Origin of the sequence: Pseudanabaena sp. UWO310, from assembly GCF_006861605.1 — a bacterium.
GTDB lineage: Bacteria > Cyanobacteriota > Cyanobacteriia > Pseudanabaenales > Pseudanabaenaceae > Pseudanabaena.
In genome coordinates this window covers 54804-72472 of record NZ_SELU01000023.1, presented here as the reverse complement: position 1 = coordinate 72472, position 17669 = coordinate 54804, and the positions used below count along the sequence as shown (strand labels likewise).

At 45.1% G+C, this 17669-nt stretch carries 13 protein-coding genes; 6 read left to right on the top strand and 7 right to left on the bottom strand.

The window, feature by feature from the left end; translation table 11 throughout:
• The first annotated feature begins 658 nt into the window (after positions 1-658).
• On the top strand, positions 659-1054 hold the full coding sequence (locus PseudUWO310_RS22850) for a CsbD family protein (RefSeq protein WP_190315969.1): 396 nt from the start codon (positions 659-661) through the stop codon (positions 1052-1054).
• Between the two features lie 146 nt (positions 1055-1200).
• On the opposite strand, the gene PseudUWO310_RS09740 is transcribed toward PseudUWO310_RS22850, so the two are convergent.
• From PseudUWO310_RS09740 to PseudUWO310_RS09715, 6 genes are all read right to left on the bottom strand, one after another.
• On the bottom strand, positions 1201-2586 hold the full coding sequence (locus tag PseudUWO310_RS09740; RefSeq protein WP_142600533.1) for a hypothetical protein: 1386 nt from the start codon (positions 2584-2586) through the stop codon (positions 1201-1203).
• 75 nt (positions 2587-2661) lie between these two features.
• Positions 2662-3453 (bottom strand): FHA domain-containing protein, encoded by a 792-nt coding sequence (locus tag PseudUWO310_RS09735; protein WP_142600531.1) that lies wholly within the window; start codon positions 3451-3453, stop codon positions 2662-2664.
• Positions 3454-3509: 56 nt separating this feature from the next.
• Positions 3510-4793: a vWA domain-containing protein gene (locus PseudUWO310_RS09730; RefSeq protein ID WP_142600529.1), complete on the bottom strand. Its 1284-nt coding sequence runs from the start codon at positions 4791-4793 to the stop codon at positions 3510-3512.
• A 24-nt stretch (positions 4794-4817) separates the two neighbouring features.
• The gene (locus PseudUWO310_RS09725; RefSeq protein WP_142600527.1) at positions 4818-5789 is read right to left on the bottom strand and encodes a PP2C family serine/threonine-protein phosphatase; all 972 of its coding nucleotides are present in this window, start codon (positions 5787-5789) and stop codon (positions 4818-4820) included.
• 292 nt (positions 5790-6081) lie between these two features.
• Positions 6082-7023 (bottom strand): aldo/keto reductase, encoded by a 942-nt coding sequence (locus tag PseudUWO310_RS09720; RefSeq protein ID WP_142600542.1) that lies wholly within the window; start codon positions 7021-7023, stop codon positions 6082-6084.
• 252 nt (positions 7024-7275) lie between these two features.
• On the bottom strand, positions 7276-7632 hold the full coding sequence (locus PseudUWO310_RS09715; RefSeq protein ID WP_055075677.1) for a hypothetical protein: 357 nt from the start codon (positions 7630-7632) through the stop codon (positions 7276-7278).
• A 1143-nt stretch (positions 7633-8775) separates the two neighbouring features.
• Between PseudUWO310_RS09715 and PseudUWO310_RS09710 the strand changes: the two genes are divergently transcribed.
• Complete coding sequence (locus PseudUWO310_RS09710) at positions 8776-10047, top strand: FHA domain-containing protein (protein WP_142600525.1); 1272 nt, start codon at positions 8776-8778, stop codon at positions 10045-10047.
• A 38-nt stretch (positions 10048-10085) separates the two neighbouring features.
• Here PseudUWO310_RS09710 and PseudUWO310_RS09705 read toward each other — a convergent pair whose 3' ends face one another.
• The gene (locus PseudUWO310_RS09705; RefSeq protein WP_142600522.1) at positions 10086-10952 is read right to left on the bottom strand and encodes a shikimate dehydrogenase; all 867 of its coding nucleotides are present in this window, start codon (positions 10950-10952) and stop codon (positions 10086-10088) included.
• 421 nt (positions 10953-11373) lie between these two features.
• Here PseudUWO310_RS09705 and PseudUWO310_RS09700 point away from each other — a divergent pair, with 421 nt between their 5' ends.
• From PseudUWO310_RS09700 to PseudUWO310_RS09685, 4 genes are all read left to right on the top strand, one after another.
• Positions 11374-14043: a DUF3536 domain-containing protein gene (locus tag PseudUWO310_RS09700; protein ID WP_142600520.1), complete on the top strand. Its 2670-nt coding sequence runs from the start codon at positions 11374-11376 to the stop codon at positions 14041-14043.
• 667 nt (positions 14044-14710) lie between these two features.
• Positions 14711-15343, top strand: a complete 633-nt coding sequence (locus tag PseudUWO310_RS22845; protein ID WP_190315968.1) for a general stress protein — start codon at positions 14711-14713, stop codon at positions 15341-15343.
• 107 nt (positions 15344-15450) lie between these two features.
• A complete protein-coding gene (locus PseudUWO310_RS09690) occupies positions 15451-16800 on the top strand; it encodes a formylglycine-generating enzyme family protein (protein ID WP_142600517.1) in 1350 nt (449 codons plus the stop codon).
• A 52-nt stretch (positions 16801-16852) separates the two neighbouring features.
• A complete protein-coding gene (locus PseudUWO310_RS09685) occupies positions 16853-17635 on the top strand; it encodes an ABC transporter ATP-binding protein (RefSeq protein ID WP_142600514.1) in 783 nt (260 codons plus the stop codon).
• Positions 17636-17669 lie beyond the last annotated feature (34 nt).

Below are 17669 nucleotides of genomic sequence, written 5' to 3'. Positions count from 1 at the left end.
AATATTTCTAAGAAATGGACAATGCCCATTCGCGATTGGAAACCCGCCCTTAATCGATTTGCTATCCTCTTTGAGGATCGTCTCCACATCTAGCTTCTAGACTTTACACAAAATGCTTGACAGTCTCGTCAAGAGATTTTCTCGGTCTATGATTTATACCAATTCCCAAAATGGCAACGCCATTTTGGGAATTTCAAAACTTTACTGGGTTTGGTTTTTAATTCACAAAAGTGGCTACACTTTCGTGAATTGGTATTAGAGGATTCTCTGATAGCTTGATTATTAAGTTATTTGTTTCTCCCTTTGTCTAGAATTACTGTCCAATTTTTTAAAATTACGATTTGTATTGTACTCAATCAACTTAATCAATTCATCCAAGAAGTTAAGCATTTAGTTGCCATAGTAAGCATAGAATTCCAGAGTTGTGGACTCAATTCTGGCGCATATTCCTCAACCTTAATCAGGAGAATACAGCATGAGTTTAGAACAAAGATCTGAGGCGAAAATTCGTCATACTGCTGAAGATGTTAAAGATGAAGTCAAGAAGGCTGTTAAGCAGTAGCTTTGGAGTCATATAGATAATTTATAACTCCTCTCTATCACAGAGACTCTGGAATTTATCAAATTTACTTTTTACAATTAATTGGGAAACAAAAATATGGGTTTACTTAAACAAATTCGCAGTCTTTTTGTCAGTATTGGTTTAGCTGTATTTATTTCAGGCATTATGATTTTGGGTACTGGCTCTGGTTTGGCTGCGATTGCATTCGATCCTATCGTCAGCCAAACACGATACATTGCAACTACTAGTCAAGATAATTCAGTCCAAAATATTAAGGGCAAAGCTCAAGAAGTTCTCGGTAAACTGACAGGCAACCAGAAAACTGAATCTGCTGGGAAAGAGAAGCAGTTTAAAGCCAAAACCTTGGAAGGGATAAATAACAGCCTCGTCAATCCCAACTATAAACCCAGTGGCGAAAGCGATCTAACAGAAAATCTTGCCCGTCAAACAACAGAAGATGTAGAAAATCAAATTCGCGGCACGTTTAAATAAGTAGCTGGGCATAATCAAAACCCAAGAGATGAGTGGCGGTGCGCCACTCATCTCTTGGGTTTTGATTTGTCTTAGCTATTTCTTACGTTGCTATAGGACAAATTTGACTGTGCTAAGCAGCAGAAAGAGCTTCGCGATCTTAGATCTTAAATAGAATATTCTTTGACACGGGGCGATATTCCCAACAGGGTTAGCAGGGCGATCGCACTCAGGGCAATGGGCGTTATAACTTCAAAGGCTTCTAGATCTTTAAAACCCCGATCAACGGCGCGATCGAATTCCTGCTGGTTAATGGCGATCGCTTGGTCGAGAGCCTTATCAAAGCGATCAAACGCCCAGTTAGATTGCCCTTCCGCATTGCCAATGCAAAGGGCAATTGCCGCCTCACGATTACCCGCTTGCTGAAGTTGGCGAATTTGGCGATCGATTTCTAAATACTTCCCTAAAGCCACTAAGGTGGCGATCGTTGCTTCCTTCTCTCCCTTAAAGGTAATGTTATTGAGCGCCTCAGCAAATAATCCGTTAAATCCAGCATTATTACTGCTGCTTAAGTTAGTTATGACCTTATTGAAGGCTGTTTCATTGGGCGGAATGTCGGCTAGTTTTGTCACTTTGCTAAAAAAACCTTGCTCGTGCTTTGCTGCCATGGCTATATCTAAAAGATACCGACTTTCATCGCCATTAGCGCTATAGGCTAAGGCGCGAATTTGCCAAAGCGCATGAATGGATGTAAATGCATCCTCTTTGGCAAGCTTGAGTTGACTAGAAGCGGAAAATAGCGCGTGAAAGGTATATCCCATAAAGAGAATGGCGATCGCGGTTGCCGCTAGGAGCATCGGGTTGAGAAGTCGCCGCATTCTTTTATTGAGGAAGATCTGCAAAACAACTAGAATCACGAGCAATCCCAGCCCCACGATCGCCACAAAAAACAAATTCTTGCCCATATTAAATTTTTGTTCAAGATATACGCGATCGAGGGCGGAGCGATTGGTTAGATCCAAAGCATCCGCAGCAGGTAACAGGGTGTTATCAACAATATCTATCCCAGCTCGAAACGGCTCTAGGATAGCTATATTATTTTTTTGTTTTTGATAAATCCGCGCTTCATGGATTTTCAGTCGATAGTCGCCTAGGGCAACAAATAAGGTGCGAATAGGATTTCGCTCAGCATCACCGTAGGTAATATTTTCGGCGGCGGCTAGGGTTGCTTCGACCACTTCTTTTCGGCGATCGTCATAGGCTTTTTCGGCAGTAGGATTTTTACCAGCTTCCACTAGTAATTTATTGGCAGCATTGGCATCAAGATCGGCAATTCCCGATTTAATATGTTGAGCGGCGATAATGCTTGGAGCCGTGTCTTTACCAATGGTTTTAAGGGCATAGCGCTGCCCTTGGACTGCGGCAATGGTGGTGATGAGCAGCAGGGCACAGGTTCCCCAAGTTAGGTATAAACCACCCTTCAGCATCTGTGGCGTATTGAGCCGAGGAGTCGGGGCGATCGCTTTTTGCGGATTGGCAGTGAGATTGCTCATGGGAACGAACCTAATTTACAGATGGAACGCAGATAGAATGCAGATGGAACGCAGATAGAAATACAGAAAAACGACCTAGATCGAGTCGGGAATGGCTTTAACTTCAATACTTGACCAATGACCGAGGGCAATGCGATCGCCGTTTTTAAGGGGAATATCAACCAAGGATTTGATCTCGATACCGTTCAGCAATGTGCCGTTAGAAGAGCCAATGTCGCGGAGCACATACGATCCATCATCTCGACGATTAACGAGAGCATGGCGAGAAGAAACGGCATCATCGTAATCTAAAGGAACTTCGGGATGAATGGCGCGTAATTCGCTAGTGCGACCGATCAGATTACTGGGCTTTTCTAAGCGAAACGTCACTGGGGCTAGATCGTGGGGCGGTGGTGGGCTATCGGGACTAGCTAAGGCAGGATCGATCGCCACAACCAATTCCCATCTAAAGCGCTCTTGTTTAAGAGCGGGAATCACTGGCAGGCTTGGAAGATCGTTAGTTACCGCAGGTTCAACGACATTGGCGATCGCGCTTTGCTTGATGGTATCGTTCGCAGCATCTTGGGAAGAAATATCTTGGGAAGAAGTATCTTGGGAAGATATGGAAGCAGAGGATAATGGAGCTGATATCGGGATTGGGACTTCACCGTGACCGCCAGTTACAAAATTGTAGCCGCAGATCTCGCAAAAGTTTCCGCTACCAACTTCATGGGGAGCAGTACAATCGGGACAGATTTGGCTCGACCTCGATGGACTGGCTATTCCCGCGATCGCTACCGCATTACTGCCAGCAATCTTAACGCCACATTCCGAGCAATAGTCCGACTCAACCGATGCGTGACCTTTAGAACAAGTGTAAATTGACATAAACAATTAATGACCATAACGACCATAACGAAACAGTAACGGCAAGATGATGCAAATTAGCGATCTTTCGGAATACGGGTAGTTTTAGTAGAACGAGTTTCCAGCGCCATCGCATCTTCTTTAGCAATATCGCGTTTGAGTTTGACCGTACCCGAAGGAGCATCTTCAATATCAACAACGGTTCGGAGTAGTTTTGCCGTGGCTTCGTTACCAGAGTTATGGGCAAGTTTTACTGCTTTGCCAAGTTTCACCGTCGCCACCTCGACATCGCCTCTAGCACGGGCTTCTAAGCCTTCCTGAATTGATTGGGCTAGCTCCGCTTGCCCAGTATAGTGAGCGACGCGGCGATCGATTTTGGTCGATTTGGCATCGTCATCTGTCCAGATGGCAAGGATACGCGCCTCGGCAACTTTATTCTCTACGCCATCGACAGTACAAATCAGACTCGCACGACCAGCCAGCATCTCATCGCCCACATTGCCCGCATTGACCTCTATGCAAAAGTGATAGTCGCGAGATTCTGCTTTACCCCACGCGCCCGTGGGATATTCGACGACCTGCGGTTTGACTACTTTGGCGCGATCGCTAAGTTCGTTAATTTCAGGGCTGACTTGCTTACAGAATAGGATCCTCGCTCCCTGTGGAGTCCAAATCCGCATCGCTACATCGCTAATGCTCTTGCTCATCGCCTTGTTGAGAATGTTGCGGAAGTCAGCTTCGATCGCATCGGGATGGGGAATAATGTCCGTCGTTCCTAAAAGCTTGCTAGCAATTTCTTGCAGTTGCGCCACTTTCCAATCAGTACCGACTCCACGGCAATCGCATTGGAAGATCCCTTCACAGGCAAGTAGCACATTTTTTAAAGGTCGTTCGTCAATTTTGTCATTTTGTCCGTCGGTGAGTAACAAGGCTTGACGTACAGCATTGGGCATTTTTTGGAACTGCTCTAAAGCCTTGTTCAACCATGTGGAGATTGCCGTCGTGCCACCAGGTTCTATATTTTTAATTGCTACGATCGCTCTCTGCTTGTTTTCTGGTGTCGCCTGTAGCAGAGGAACGGTTAATTGTGCTTGCTCGAAACCTGTGACGAGGAAAAAGTAGACATTCTCTGGTAATAGGTTAACCAACTGCGTCATCGCACTTCTGGCGGCATGAATTTTGCTCCCAGACATGGAGCCAGATATATCACAAATAATCCCAAACAGTTTCTCGTGGTTAGCGGTATTGGTGGGTATTGCGACATTCTCAAGCCCCTCCGCCGTCACCGTCATGATGGCATGAACCTCTCTTGCCCCTTGAGGCAAAAACTGATTCTGAAAAACTTCGGCTTTAAACTGCATAGAGTTAGAAGATCCTGTTTTAACTTAAGTAAAGTATAGAACCGCAACTGTGATGTTATCGTGTCCGCCTTGCGATCGCGCAAAATCCACCAAATAATGACTAATTATCGCGGCTTCATGGGAAGGAGCCTGTTGCATCAACGCAAAGATTTGTGAAGCTTCAGGGACATAGTTCCACAGACCATCGGTACATAGTAAAAGATATCCCTCGCTCGGAATTGGGAAATTCAGGATCGAAGGCTTGGCATTGTCGCTCACATCGGCTCCGAGCCAACTGGTAATGGCGTGAGCGTGGGGAGATTGGAGCGCCTGCACCGCTGACATTTTACCCGATGCAACCACATCATTCAGCCATGAGTCATCCACGGTAAGTTGCCGAGACGCATCGGCGGCAATCCAATAGGCTCGGCTATCGCCCAGCCAGCCGATCGTCGCTTCGCGCTCCTGCACGATCGCCGCCACGAGTGTTGTCGATGGAGGATCGACATTAGCCCCAGCCTTGTAGGGAATAGCGGATACGGCTTTTAAGGCTGCTGCGATCGCCTGTTGCATCACCTCTGCGTTGTTTTGACCCTGACCGTCACTTCGTGTGAGGCGATCGCCAAGAAACTCACAGGTAGTTTGCGCCACGGTTTGCGACGCAAGTTCGGGGGTTTGGGAGCTAGACACACCATCGCAGACCACCAGAATTTGTGCGGCTGGACTTGCGATCGCTTCTAGAGCCAAAAAGTCTTCATTGCGATGATGCTTAAGTCCGCGATCGCATACTCCCGCGAGATAGGGCGATCGCTCCACTGCAAAACGATCTTGTGCCACATCGCGATTCCGAAAACCGCAGCTAACACAATATCCATCGCCATCTATGTCGATCGATCCGCATTTACCACAAACCTTAATCCCATTCATTGGCTGAGCATCTGCGACGAGGGGCGTTCCGCATTCCTCACAAAAGCGATCGGTTGGAAGAATCACAACTAGACATTGGGGACAATTCATATTTCTCGCTCTTAAAAATTATGCTGCTAATTAGCTACTCCCTTCCCAGTGAATTGGTATTAGAAGTTGCGCCGCTTCGCGCCGCAACTTCTAATACCAATTCACGAAAGTGTGACAACACTTTTGTGAATTAGAAACCAAACCCAGTAAGGTTTTGAGATTCCCAAAATGGCGTTACCATTTTGGGAATTGGTATAAGTAGCTAGGTATAAGTAAACTTAAAACCTAGATGAGCGTACCGCCCGCTACGCGGGCGGTACGCTCTCTGGTTTTGGTTTTTAATTATGCCAAACTACTTAATGCTCTTTTGACGGAGCAATTCTACTTCTTCGGGTGTTAGCGACCAACCTAACGCGCCAGCATTCTGTCTCGCTTGTAAGGCATTTTTTGCTCCAGGAATAGGGATAACATTTCCCTGCGCGATGAGCCAATTCAAAGAAATTTGCGCGGGAGTTTTATCATACTTCTCCGATAAATCCTTTAAGGTCGAAAACAATGGCTCAAGCTGTTGTAAGGCGCTAGAACTAAATCGTGAATCAAACCGCCGCGCACCTTGTAAATGCTTGACCGTTTCCGCATTATACTTGCCAGTTAGCAGTCCTTGAGCGAGGGGGCTATAGGCAAGAATAGTCACTCCCAACTGTTTTGCCTTTTGGAGAACTCCATTTTGTTCGATTTGTCTGGTTAAAAGAGAATAGGGAACTTGGTTGACCGCCAGAGGAATTCCCCGTTCCGCTAGGTAGTCATGGGCAATGGTCATCTGGGCTGCGGAGTAATTACTCACCCCAACAGATTGAATGCGTCCTTTTTTGACTTCCTGCGCCAATACCTCCATAAAGTCTCTAGTTTTAAGTACAAATTCTAGGGGCCAGTGAATTTGATAAAGACTAATTTGTGATGTTTGCAAACGTCCGAGACTGGCTGTTAGGGCGTTAGCGATCGATTCGCGCCGCCAACGCCAAGGTAAAGGGAAATATTTGGTAGCAATTTGGATAGTTACCGCAGTTTGCTGACTAAACTTACCGATCAAACGTTCTGATTCGCCAAGTCCATACACTTCGGCTGTATCAAAGAAGGTAACGCCCGCATCAATAGAAGCTTGGAATGCTTCCGCTACATCCTGAGAGCCAAAATCTTTACCGTAAGCCCAAAACAGAGTATCTCCCCATGCCCATGTACCTACGCCTATTGCAGTTACTATTGGACCATTGCTGCCGAGTGTAATAGTTTGCATATATTCTTGGTCGATCTTTGCTCGCTCATTATAACTAAATACCAATTCCCAAAATGGCGTTGCCATTTTGGGAATCTCAAAACCTGACTGGGTTTGATGTTTAATTCACAAAAGTGTTGTCACACTTTCGTGAATTGGTGTAAGTAGTTCAGCATAATTAACAATCAAAATCAGAGAGCGTAACGCCAACTTCGCAGGCGTTACGCTCGTCTGGGAAATACTGCTATTTTTTATGCCTTCAGGTTCTTCGTTTTAGGGTTGTGATTTTAAATCTTCAATTTTTTTCTTAGCGCGGGCGATCGCCAGCCCATTATCAATAGGGGCAATGATCGTACCCATCAAAGCTGCTGCATTGAATAAACGTTTTTTCTGATCTTTGCTATTGTCCAGCGAAACCATGACAATCCCCAACAACATCGCGACTCCGATCAGTATCAGGAAAGGCTGCCAACGCCTTGTATAACCGTAACCCCCTGCGGGGAGTAATAACGAGATGATGACCGCAATGGTGATATTCTTTTGAGAGAGGTTGTAAACTTGCTTGAACTCCTTCTCATTTTTAGTTTGTTCCAAATTTTCTAATTGTTTTTGGAAATCTTCCTGCGACATAAAAATATATAGTGATATGTATTGAATTGCCTGAAAAATTATATAGCAATGCTTGTGAAAATTAGAGCATACGACACGGGTCAGCTAATGGGGGATGGATTCTGAAATGCCCATTTCATACCAACAAAAAAGGCGCAAATATGTCGATCGCACTTTAGCTGATCAGTGTCTAGCTACATAAAAGGTGAATATAGCGATCGCGATCACAGAAAATTAACAAATTAATCACAAACAATTATCAGAATAAAGACGAGAGTATATAGGGAAATGCTTGGGTTTTGGAGTTGCTATGAATTGTCGATTTTGCCAAAATTATGAGCCAAAGGGAAGATATGGCGGTCATTGCCATTTATTATCGGTAGAGGTACAAGGGAAGTGGGTTGCCTGTAGTCACTTTTTTACTAAATTCTCGAAACAGACATTAGTTGCGAGTGAAAAAATAAGTGTTGATTTAACAAGTGTTAATTTAATGAGGTCTAGTGCAAAAGCCTCCAATAATCACTAATATATAATGGATAGATAATATACATAATAGATCAAGATATAAACGTATAAAGCAATAAGTTTGCCTGAAATATCGCTCTTTTTATGAATTTTTATCCTTACAAAAACTAAGTAGATCCGTATATTTCAAAGAAATATTTTAAGAACCAAAATAAAGCCTGTGTGACCTGATATAAGGTCAGTACAGGCTTTTAAATTTGTAGGTTGCAAGTAGGTTAATGCCTCCCTACTTAACAAAAATTATGTGATTATGACGCTGGGGGATTGGATTAAAAGTTATTTTTAGTTATATTCTAGGGTAGCATTGGCAGAGACGCATAATACTTCGTATTTTCTTGTAAATATCACAATCCATAACGAGCAGTCCAACTCATAAAACACTCATAAAACACTCATAAAACTTTGTATGTATATAGCAGTCCTAAATCATTTGTAGATTTTTGGGTTTGTGGAAGCGTCCCCTTTTGGGGAGCGCTTCCACAAACCATTTAGGATTGCTATAGGTTATTGGGATTGCGGGAATGAAGCCGAGACATTTTTATCCTTCCTAAGAATATTTTGTAATCGCTCAAGAGTTTAATGACTGCTTGAAAATTGCCTAAAAATGTCTAAAAACGCTTAAAAATTTAAGGTACTTCTATGATTAAACTGAGAATTTTTAATATTCAAATTCCCCAAGAACTGAAACCGATTGAATTATCCATAGAAAAAAGCAAAAAAAATGATTTTCTCTTTGGTCGCGCACCTCAATGCGATGTTTTTCTTGATAACAGCACTGTGAGCAGACACCACGGTAAGATCTTCTTTGAAGACGAACAATATCATTACCTTGATTTGGGAAGTACTAATGGTTCCCAAATTAATAACCTCGTACTTACACAATTTCGACCATTTCGCCTTTCTGTGAACGATACGATTCAATTAGGTGACTTTGCGATCTTAATTGAGGAAATTAAGCTTCCTACTCGACCCATAAAAATCTTAGAAGAGGAAGAAGATCCGACTGAGCCATCAGTTTCCCACTTAGAGCAACCCATCGTAACAATCCAGAAGTCCAGCGATCGCCCTGTAGCGGTCGAGCATCAACATGAGTTGCAGCCGATTGAATATTGGACTGAGGGTTCGATCGCCCTTGAATGCACCAGAATTGTTGACGAAACCGAAGATGTGAAAACCTTCTCCTTTGTCGCCAATCCAATTCGACTATTTCGATACCAATCGGGACAGTTTCTCAATCTCTCGTTAGAAATAAATGGAGTAGAACTCATGGGTTCCTACCCGATCGCTTCTTCCCCATCCCGTCCCTACGCCCTCGAAATTACTGTTAAGCGCCCTCCTACCACTAATAATCAGGCTACAGAAGCAACGATGTCTGAGGGATTGATTTCCAATTGGCTACATTACAATCTGACGGTGGGTAGTCGGATTCGCTCCCATGGATTTTTGGGGAGTTTTAATTGTACGGACAATCCCTCTCAAAAATTATTACTGCTATCGGCTGGCATCGGAAGTGCTCCCATGCTATCGATATCCCGTTGGCTTTATGACACCCATGCTGATTGCGATATTACCTTCTTGCACAGTGCCCGTAGTCCACAGGAAATTATCTTTCGCCAAGAATTAGAAATCATGGCAACGCGATCGCCAAAGTTTCACCTAGCCATTAACATCACTCACCTGAAGTCCCGATCGGCTTGGCTCGGATTACGCGGCAAACTTACATCCGAAATGCTCACGATGATCGCGCCCGATTGGCGCGATCGCCCAACCTTTGTGTGTGGCTCCGATAGCTTTATACAAAGCACAAAGTCCTTGCTAGAAACTATGGGGTTTGACATGACGCAATACCATGCCCAAAGCTTGCAGGAAGTCATCTATAAAAATCAAGCTCGCGCCCTAGTATCGCCATAGCTCGTAAAAATAAGCTCGTAAAAATAAGCTCGTAAAAATCAACCTAAATGTTGAATGAGAGCCTGTCGCATGATGTCGATCGGTACTTCTTCCTCTAGCCAAAATTCCAGCGCGATCGCTCCTTGATGAATAAGCATCTCTAACCCATCAATTGCCTTTAGTCCTCTTGCGGCAGCAATTTGTAAAAATTTGGTGGGTCGGGGAGTATAAATCAGGTCATAGACGATCGCTCGATCGCTTAGGAGTGCCATTTCCGCTTCGGTAATAGGGGTTTGCGGATCGTTTGCCATACCGATTGGGGTGGCATTGATCACGATCCCCGCCACTTCTAGCAAAGAGGGAATGGATGTCCAAGGATGAACGCGCAGGTTGTAATCATGCAACTGGCTAGTCATTGCGCCGTGGAACTTCTTAATTTTTTTGGGGTCGCGCCCTACTACATGAATTACGGGACAGCCCAGATCTAGACAAGCCGCAACTACAGCCTTTGCTGCTCCCCCACTGCCTAGAACTACGGCTGGCATATTTTTCCAATCACAGTCAAGTTGCTTGAGAGGCTCCAAAAAACCTGCCACATCGGTGTTTGTGCCAAACCAGCGATCGCCAATCCGTTTAACCGTATTAACTGCGCCGACAGATTGGGCAATGGGGGTAATTTCGTCTAATAGGGGGAGTATTTCGATTTTATGGGGAATCGTTAGATTAAATCCTTGTACCGATTGAATCTTCTTGATCCCTGCGATCGCTATTGGCAAATCATCTACAGGGATTGGAAATGGTAGATAGACATAGTCCATCGCCATCGCCGCGATCGCCGCATTATGCATCACAGGTGAAAGACTGTGACTGACAGGAAAACCCATCACACCTAAAATTTTGGTTGTCCCGAGGACTCTCCCACTCATAGTTACTTACCTTAAAGTAGTTAGAAAACTATGACACAAATGTTTCGCCTAAAGAGTAAGCAATATCGCGATCCCTAATATATTTTGACGGTATTTTGACAGTATTTTGACGGTATTTTGATGCTCTAACCCATATCAGGACAATTAAGTAGCCTTAAAACCAAAAAAGCATACCGTCCGCTACGCGGGCGGTATGCTTTTTTGGTTTTTAATGACATAACCCCCAAAGAGAGTTGCCGCGCGGAGCGCGGCAACTCTCTTTGGGGGGTTGATTTTGTCCTAATAAAACTGGCGGCAGCTAGAGCTGAGAAATTAAGGCTTCTCTAATTTCTAAAACTTTTCTATAGTTCCTTGCGAACTATTAGAAAAATCTGCCAAGATGGATGACATATTTCGTTTGCCTTATTAAGGGAAGATTTGCGTGACTGTTGCTGCTTCTGTCTCCTCGCCTGATGTCCAGAGTCAAACTGATTCGGGAATTTATATTACAATTCACGGTCACTTTTATCAGCCTCCTCGTGAAAATCCTTATCTGAACGCCATTGAGCGGCAAGAAAGTGCTGCTCCTTTTCATGACTGGAATGCGCGAATTCACCATGAATGCTATCGTCCCAACGCATTCTCAAGGATTGAGCGTCATGATGGCAAAATCGTTAAGATTGTCAATAACTACGAGTACATGAGTTTCAACATGGGACCAACGTTGCTCTCATGGATGGAATTTCACGATCGCGATACCTACCAAGCAATAATTGATGCCGATAAACGCAGTGCCGAACGCCTCCATGGTCATGGCAATGCGATCGCACAGGTGTACAACCACATCATCATGCCCTTGGCAAATTGGCGCGACAAATTGACGCAGATTCGCTGGGGTAAAGAGGATTTCAAATCGCGGTTTGGGCGCGAACCTGAGGGCATGTGGCTGGCGGAAACGGCGGTTGACTATGAAACCCTAGAAGCCTTGGTTTTAGAGGGGATCAAATTTATCGTCCTTGCGCCATCGCAGGCGCAGCGCTGTCGCCCCATGCCGACGGATGAGAATCCCAATCCCGCATGGCAAGAAGTGGGTGGCGCACAGATCGATCCCAACCGCGCCTATCGTTGCCACCTGCGTCGCCACAATGCCAGCAGCAGCAATGTTTCCGAACTCGGTCAGTTCCATTTACCTGCGAATACTGACGCTTATATTGACATATTTTTCTACGATGGTCCCATTTCCCGCGATATGGGCTTTGGGGATCTCCTTGGTAGTTCCCACAACTTTTCTAAACGACTGAGTCAAGCTGTGCGCAGCGATCGCCGTCCGCATCAAATCGTGTCCGTGGCGACCGATGGCGAAACCTTCGGACATCACAAGCACTTTACCGAAAAAACCCTTTCTTATGCCTTCGTTGAGGAATTTCCCCGTCGGGGCTGGCATGTCACCAATTACGCCCATTATTTAAGTTTGTTTCCTCCGACATGGGAGACCGAGCTAAAATCGGTAACAGCTTGGAGTTGCGCCCACGGAGTCGATCGCTGGCAGGGTGGTTGCACCTGTGGCGGCGAAGGTTCGGGCTATCAGCAACTATGGCGGCGACCATTGCGCGATAGTTTAAATTGGTTGCGCGATCGCCTTGCGGCTGTATATGTGGATATTGGGCGTAAATACTTTAACGATCCTTGGGAAGCCCGCGATCGCTATATCGATGTCCTCAAATATTCCCTACGCGATGATCTGACCGAATCTTCCTTGGTGCTAGAGAAATTTTTCGAGCAGCAATCGGGCAACAAGGTATCCACCTCTGCCCAAAGAGTTGATGCCCTGCGACTATTAGAAATGCAGCGCCACGCCTTGCTGATGTTTACCAGTTGCGGCTGGTTCTTTGAGGAGTTATCGCGCCCTGAAACCGTGCAGATCCTGCGCTATGCCGCCAGAGCGATCGAACTTGCCGCCGATGTGGCAGGAGTATTGCTAGAGGAGGAATTTATCCAACGTATGTCTGGTGCGCCTAGCAATCTAGCTGAGTTTAAAGATGGCAAAGGTGTGTATCGCAAACAGGTCGTGACTAATCGCATTACCCTCGCCCAAGTTGCGGCTCAGTATGCCCTGAGTTCAACCCTAGGCAACTACGCGCGATCGCAACAGATCTACTGCTATCAGATCCAGCAGCAGGATTATCAACTCCAACGTATTGGCTCGATGTCCTTAGCGATCGGTCAGATTCAACTGGTTTCTGGCATCACTCAAGAATCCGTAAATTATATTTTTGCTGTCTTGCATCTGGGCGGCGATGACTTTCATTGCTGCATTCAACCCTTTACGGGCAGGCGCGAATATGAAGAAATCAAAGCTACCCTGTTTAAAGTTCTCAAACAAGCGAATACGGCGGCGGTAATTCTCGCCATGGCGAGCAATTTCAGTGGCGAGCAGTTTAATTTGCATCACCTCTTTGCCGAGGAACGCCATCGCATTTTACAAATGCTTGCCGATGAAACCCTGACTCGGCTCGATCAGCTATACGAGCAGGTTTATCGCGATAATTACGGAATTCTTATTTCTTTCCGTCGCGATGATTTGCCAGTACCGCCCGAACTACAGGTAGCAGCCGATATTGTCTTAAATAATCGACTCTCTGAGGAACTGAAAGCCTTAGAAACGGGTGCGTCCTTACCGAATGTCGGACTTGATGCCGTGGCGATCGAAGCTATCAATCTTGGCTGCAAGTTTACCCATGTTGAGAATGCGAAGATGATCGAGAACTATATTCTGAAACAGATTCAGGAGCTAGGTCAATTACCAGATCTGGATGAAAAGTCCTTATTTAGTTATCTCAATCAAATCGAGCAGGCTTTAATTATTAGCGATCGCCTTAATCTCACACTCAATCTTAACCTCGCGCAAGAAGCCTTTCTCAACTACCTATTCAAACGGATTGCTCCCCAATGCGTTCTGGCTAGACAAATTCTCGATTTGGAATCGGTTGCCAAACAGCCTATTCACATTGAGGTAAATCTCTGCGAAGGTATTTCCAATCTAGAACTGCATCAGTTGATTGATACTGCTGGTAAGTTAGGAATTGCTACGGAAGCTTGGCTTCATGCCTAATTCAGACAACAGCTAAGTAGCTAGGCATAAGTAAACTTAAAACCTAGAAGAGCATACCGCCCGCTACGCGGGCGGTATGCTCTCTGGTTTTGGTTTTTAATGATGCCGAACTACTTATAAAACTGAAAAGCGAAGGGCAGCATTTTATGCCGCCCTTCGCTTTTCAGTTTTGATTTGTATCGTAATCAATCAATTCATGCAATTCAGTCAATAGATTAATTATCCATTGATTAGCATTGATTAGGATGACTAAGTATCTACTCCCTTTCTATCCCAATGAATAAGCAGTTAAGCATAATTAAAGCCCAAAGACAAAAGAATGTACCACTCGCTACGCGGGTAGTACGCTCTTCTATTTTTGGGCTTTAACTATACTGCACTAGAGTCAGAAGCTATAGCGTAGTCTGCGCCTGCGCTACAGCTTTTGGAATTTTATATTTAATTGTACCTAGATACTTATATCTAGTATCTAGATACTTTGAAACCATTTAAGAATTACTTTCTGCGGTCAAAAACTCTAAGAGATCCCCCTCAATCCCCCTTAAAAAGGGGGAAGAATTTAATTCTCCCCCCTTTTTAAGGGGGGCTGGGGGGATCTATCCAATTCTTAAATGGTTTCTTATATCCCCGATCCTAACTTCAAGATTGATTTAATAAGGAGAACATCATGAGTATTAAAGTTCAAGGCGACACAAATGGCGACACAAATGGCGACACAACTACTGATTCTTTCGATCCTCATATCGTTCCTGCCGAAACCAGAGCGAGGAAAGAGAGAGAAGGTGCGAACTATAAACATACCCCCCATAATTCCGAAGAGGCTGACAGTCTTCACACCGCTGATGGCTACACAGTTGATACGGAAGGTTTGATTAATAACTACGCGGTCGAACCCCCAATGTATGTTGATAAACTGGGGGATATGGCTCAGGATCTGCCTGTAATTGAGAAGTTCACGATAGTAGACATTTTCACCACCCATACGGAAGCAGAAAGTGCGGTAAAGGAAATTCACGATGCTGGCATCAGCAGGGACAAAATCTCAGTACTGGGAAAAAATTATCACGATGCCGATCATGGTTACGGATCGTTAAACTGGCAAGATATTGAAACGGATGGTGGATTGCCACAGGTTTTAACTTCTTTGGGAATTGCGGAGACGGAAGCGCGTAAATATGAGACAGCGATCGCTACAGGAAAATTTTTGGTAGTGGTTATTGGTGATGATCGAGATGTAAGTACCACTAAAGAACTTCTGATCCATATTGGGCATCGTCTGAGCAAGGAACAGGGCATTTGAGCAAATCAAAATAATTGGCGGCGCACCGCGCCGCCAATTATTTTGATTTGCGCTGTAAATTGGGGAGAAAAATGTAACCATCTTGGGGGGTGCTATACAATTTCCCTATGGATTTAGATAGCATTCTCAGTAATCGTTACCGTATTAGGCAAGTTCTGGATCGCGAGCAAATTGATGCGATCGCTTTGTCATTGTATCTTGCCGAAAATTTAGAAATGCCGATCGTTCCCAAGCCTCTATGTGCGATCTATTGCTGGCAAGTTTTACAAGAGGATATGGAAGAGGATAGTTGTGCGCCCGCAGCGATCGCTAAAAGGCTCTATGAAATAGGGCAAAACTATACCCTAGCGCCCAAAGTGCAGGCTTTTTTTGATGAGGATGGCTACTACTGTTTGGTACGGGAATATTTAGAGGGCTATGCCTACATTGCCGAATTTCGCACCGAGTATCTAGATATTCGAGATCGGGCTAATGATGATGAGCGCAGGGAAAAGCCTCAAACAGATTCCGAAGTTTCTACGCTGAAAGTGTTACTGATTGCCCAATCTTTGGCACAATCCCTAACGCGAGTACCGCTCAATCGGCGGCAATTATTGGTCAATGCTAGTGCAGCGATCGCAGGATTTAGTTTGGCGCAATTTCTAGAGAACCTCAAACCCAAACCCAAGCCGATCGTCACCGTGATATCGGCTCCGATTATCGAACCTCCCATCGATCCGATTAAGAGAGGTGATAAAGCATTTCGTGATGATTTGGGAAATGGAATTTATATGGAAATGGTACGCATTCCCGCAGGCAAATTCACCATTGGTTCGCCCACCAATGAAAAAGATCGCCGCGAGAATGAATCGCCGCTGATCGAAGTTAAGGTTCCTTCCTTTTATATGGCAAAATTTGCGGTTACCCAAGAACAATGGCTAGAGATTATGGGCAACAATATCGCTACGTTTCGCGACAATTTACAAGCACCAATGGAAAGCATTTCATGGTTGGATGCTCAGGAGTTTTGCCGCAGATTGGCAACAAAAACCCAGCATCTCTATCGCCTGCCCAGCGAATCAGAATGGGAATATGCCTGTCGGGCTGGCACAAATACGGCTTACCACTTTGGTGATGATTCCACTCAACTTTCAGATTATGCTTGGTTTGCCGCTAATGCTGACAAGCGATCGCATCCAATCGGACAGAAAGTACCTAATCCTTGGGGGCTATACGAAATGCATGGGGGTGTATGGGAATGGTGTGAAGATACTTGGCACGATACTTGGCACGATAATTTTTATGGCGCACCAGCGGATGGCAAGGCTTGGATAGAAGGCAATGTTGGACGCAGGGTACGCAAGGGGGGATCGTGGAGCAACGAGGCAAAATTATGCCGCTCCGCAAGCCGTGAGTGGCATTGGCAAGGCGATCGCTACAACGACATTGGCTTTCGCGTAGTTATTTCCGCAATGTAGATTAAGCTTAATGTAGCCTAAAATTAAGCTTAGAGCCTATTCCATCCCCCCTATGAATCCCAGTCAATCTACCGAACCCATCGATCGCCAAATTTCAGGAAAACCCATACTCGAAGCCAGAAATATTGTGGCGGGATATGTGGATGGCGTAGATATTTTGCAAGGGGCGAATTTATCGGTCTATACAGGTGAACTCGTGACCGTGATCGGCTCCAATGGGGCAGGGAAATCGACCTTAGCCAAAACCATATTTGGTCTAGTGCCAGTGCGATCGGGGGAAATATTATTTGGCGATCGCTCGTTGATTGGGCTTAAACCCGAACAAATCGTGCGCTACGGGATTAGCTATGTTCCCCAAATTGCCAATGTGTTTCCATCCTTGAGCATCTCCGACAATTTGGATATGGGGGCTTACACGCGCAATGGCAATATTAAGGAGTTAAAAGATAAAATTTACGAGACTTTTCCCGTACTAGCGAAACGCCGCACCCAGAGGGCTGGAACCCTTTCGGGTGGAGAACGACAAATGCTCGCGATGGGGAGAGCCCTGATGCTAGAGCCCAAATTATTGATCCTAGATGAACCTTCAGCGGCTCTATCACCGATTTTGGTACAGGATATTTTTAATTTAATTCAAACTATTAATCAGTCGGGAACATCGATTATTTTAGTGGAACAAAATGCTCGCAAGGCTCTAGCGATCGCCGATCGCGGCTATGTCATGCATTTGGGTAAGGATGAATTTACAGGCAAAGGGACGGATTTATTGAGCGATCCTGAAGTTGCTGAGTTGTATTTAGGTATGGGCAATTTTGGCAAACTACCGCCCAGCTAAGGCTCAAATAAAGATGAGTGGCGGTGCTTCGCGC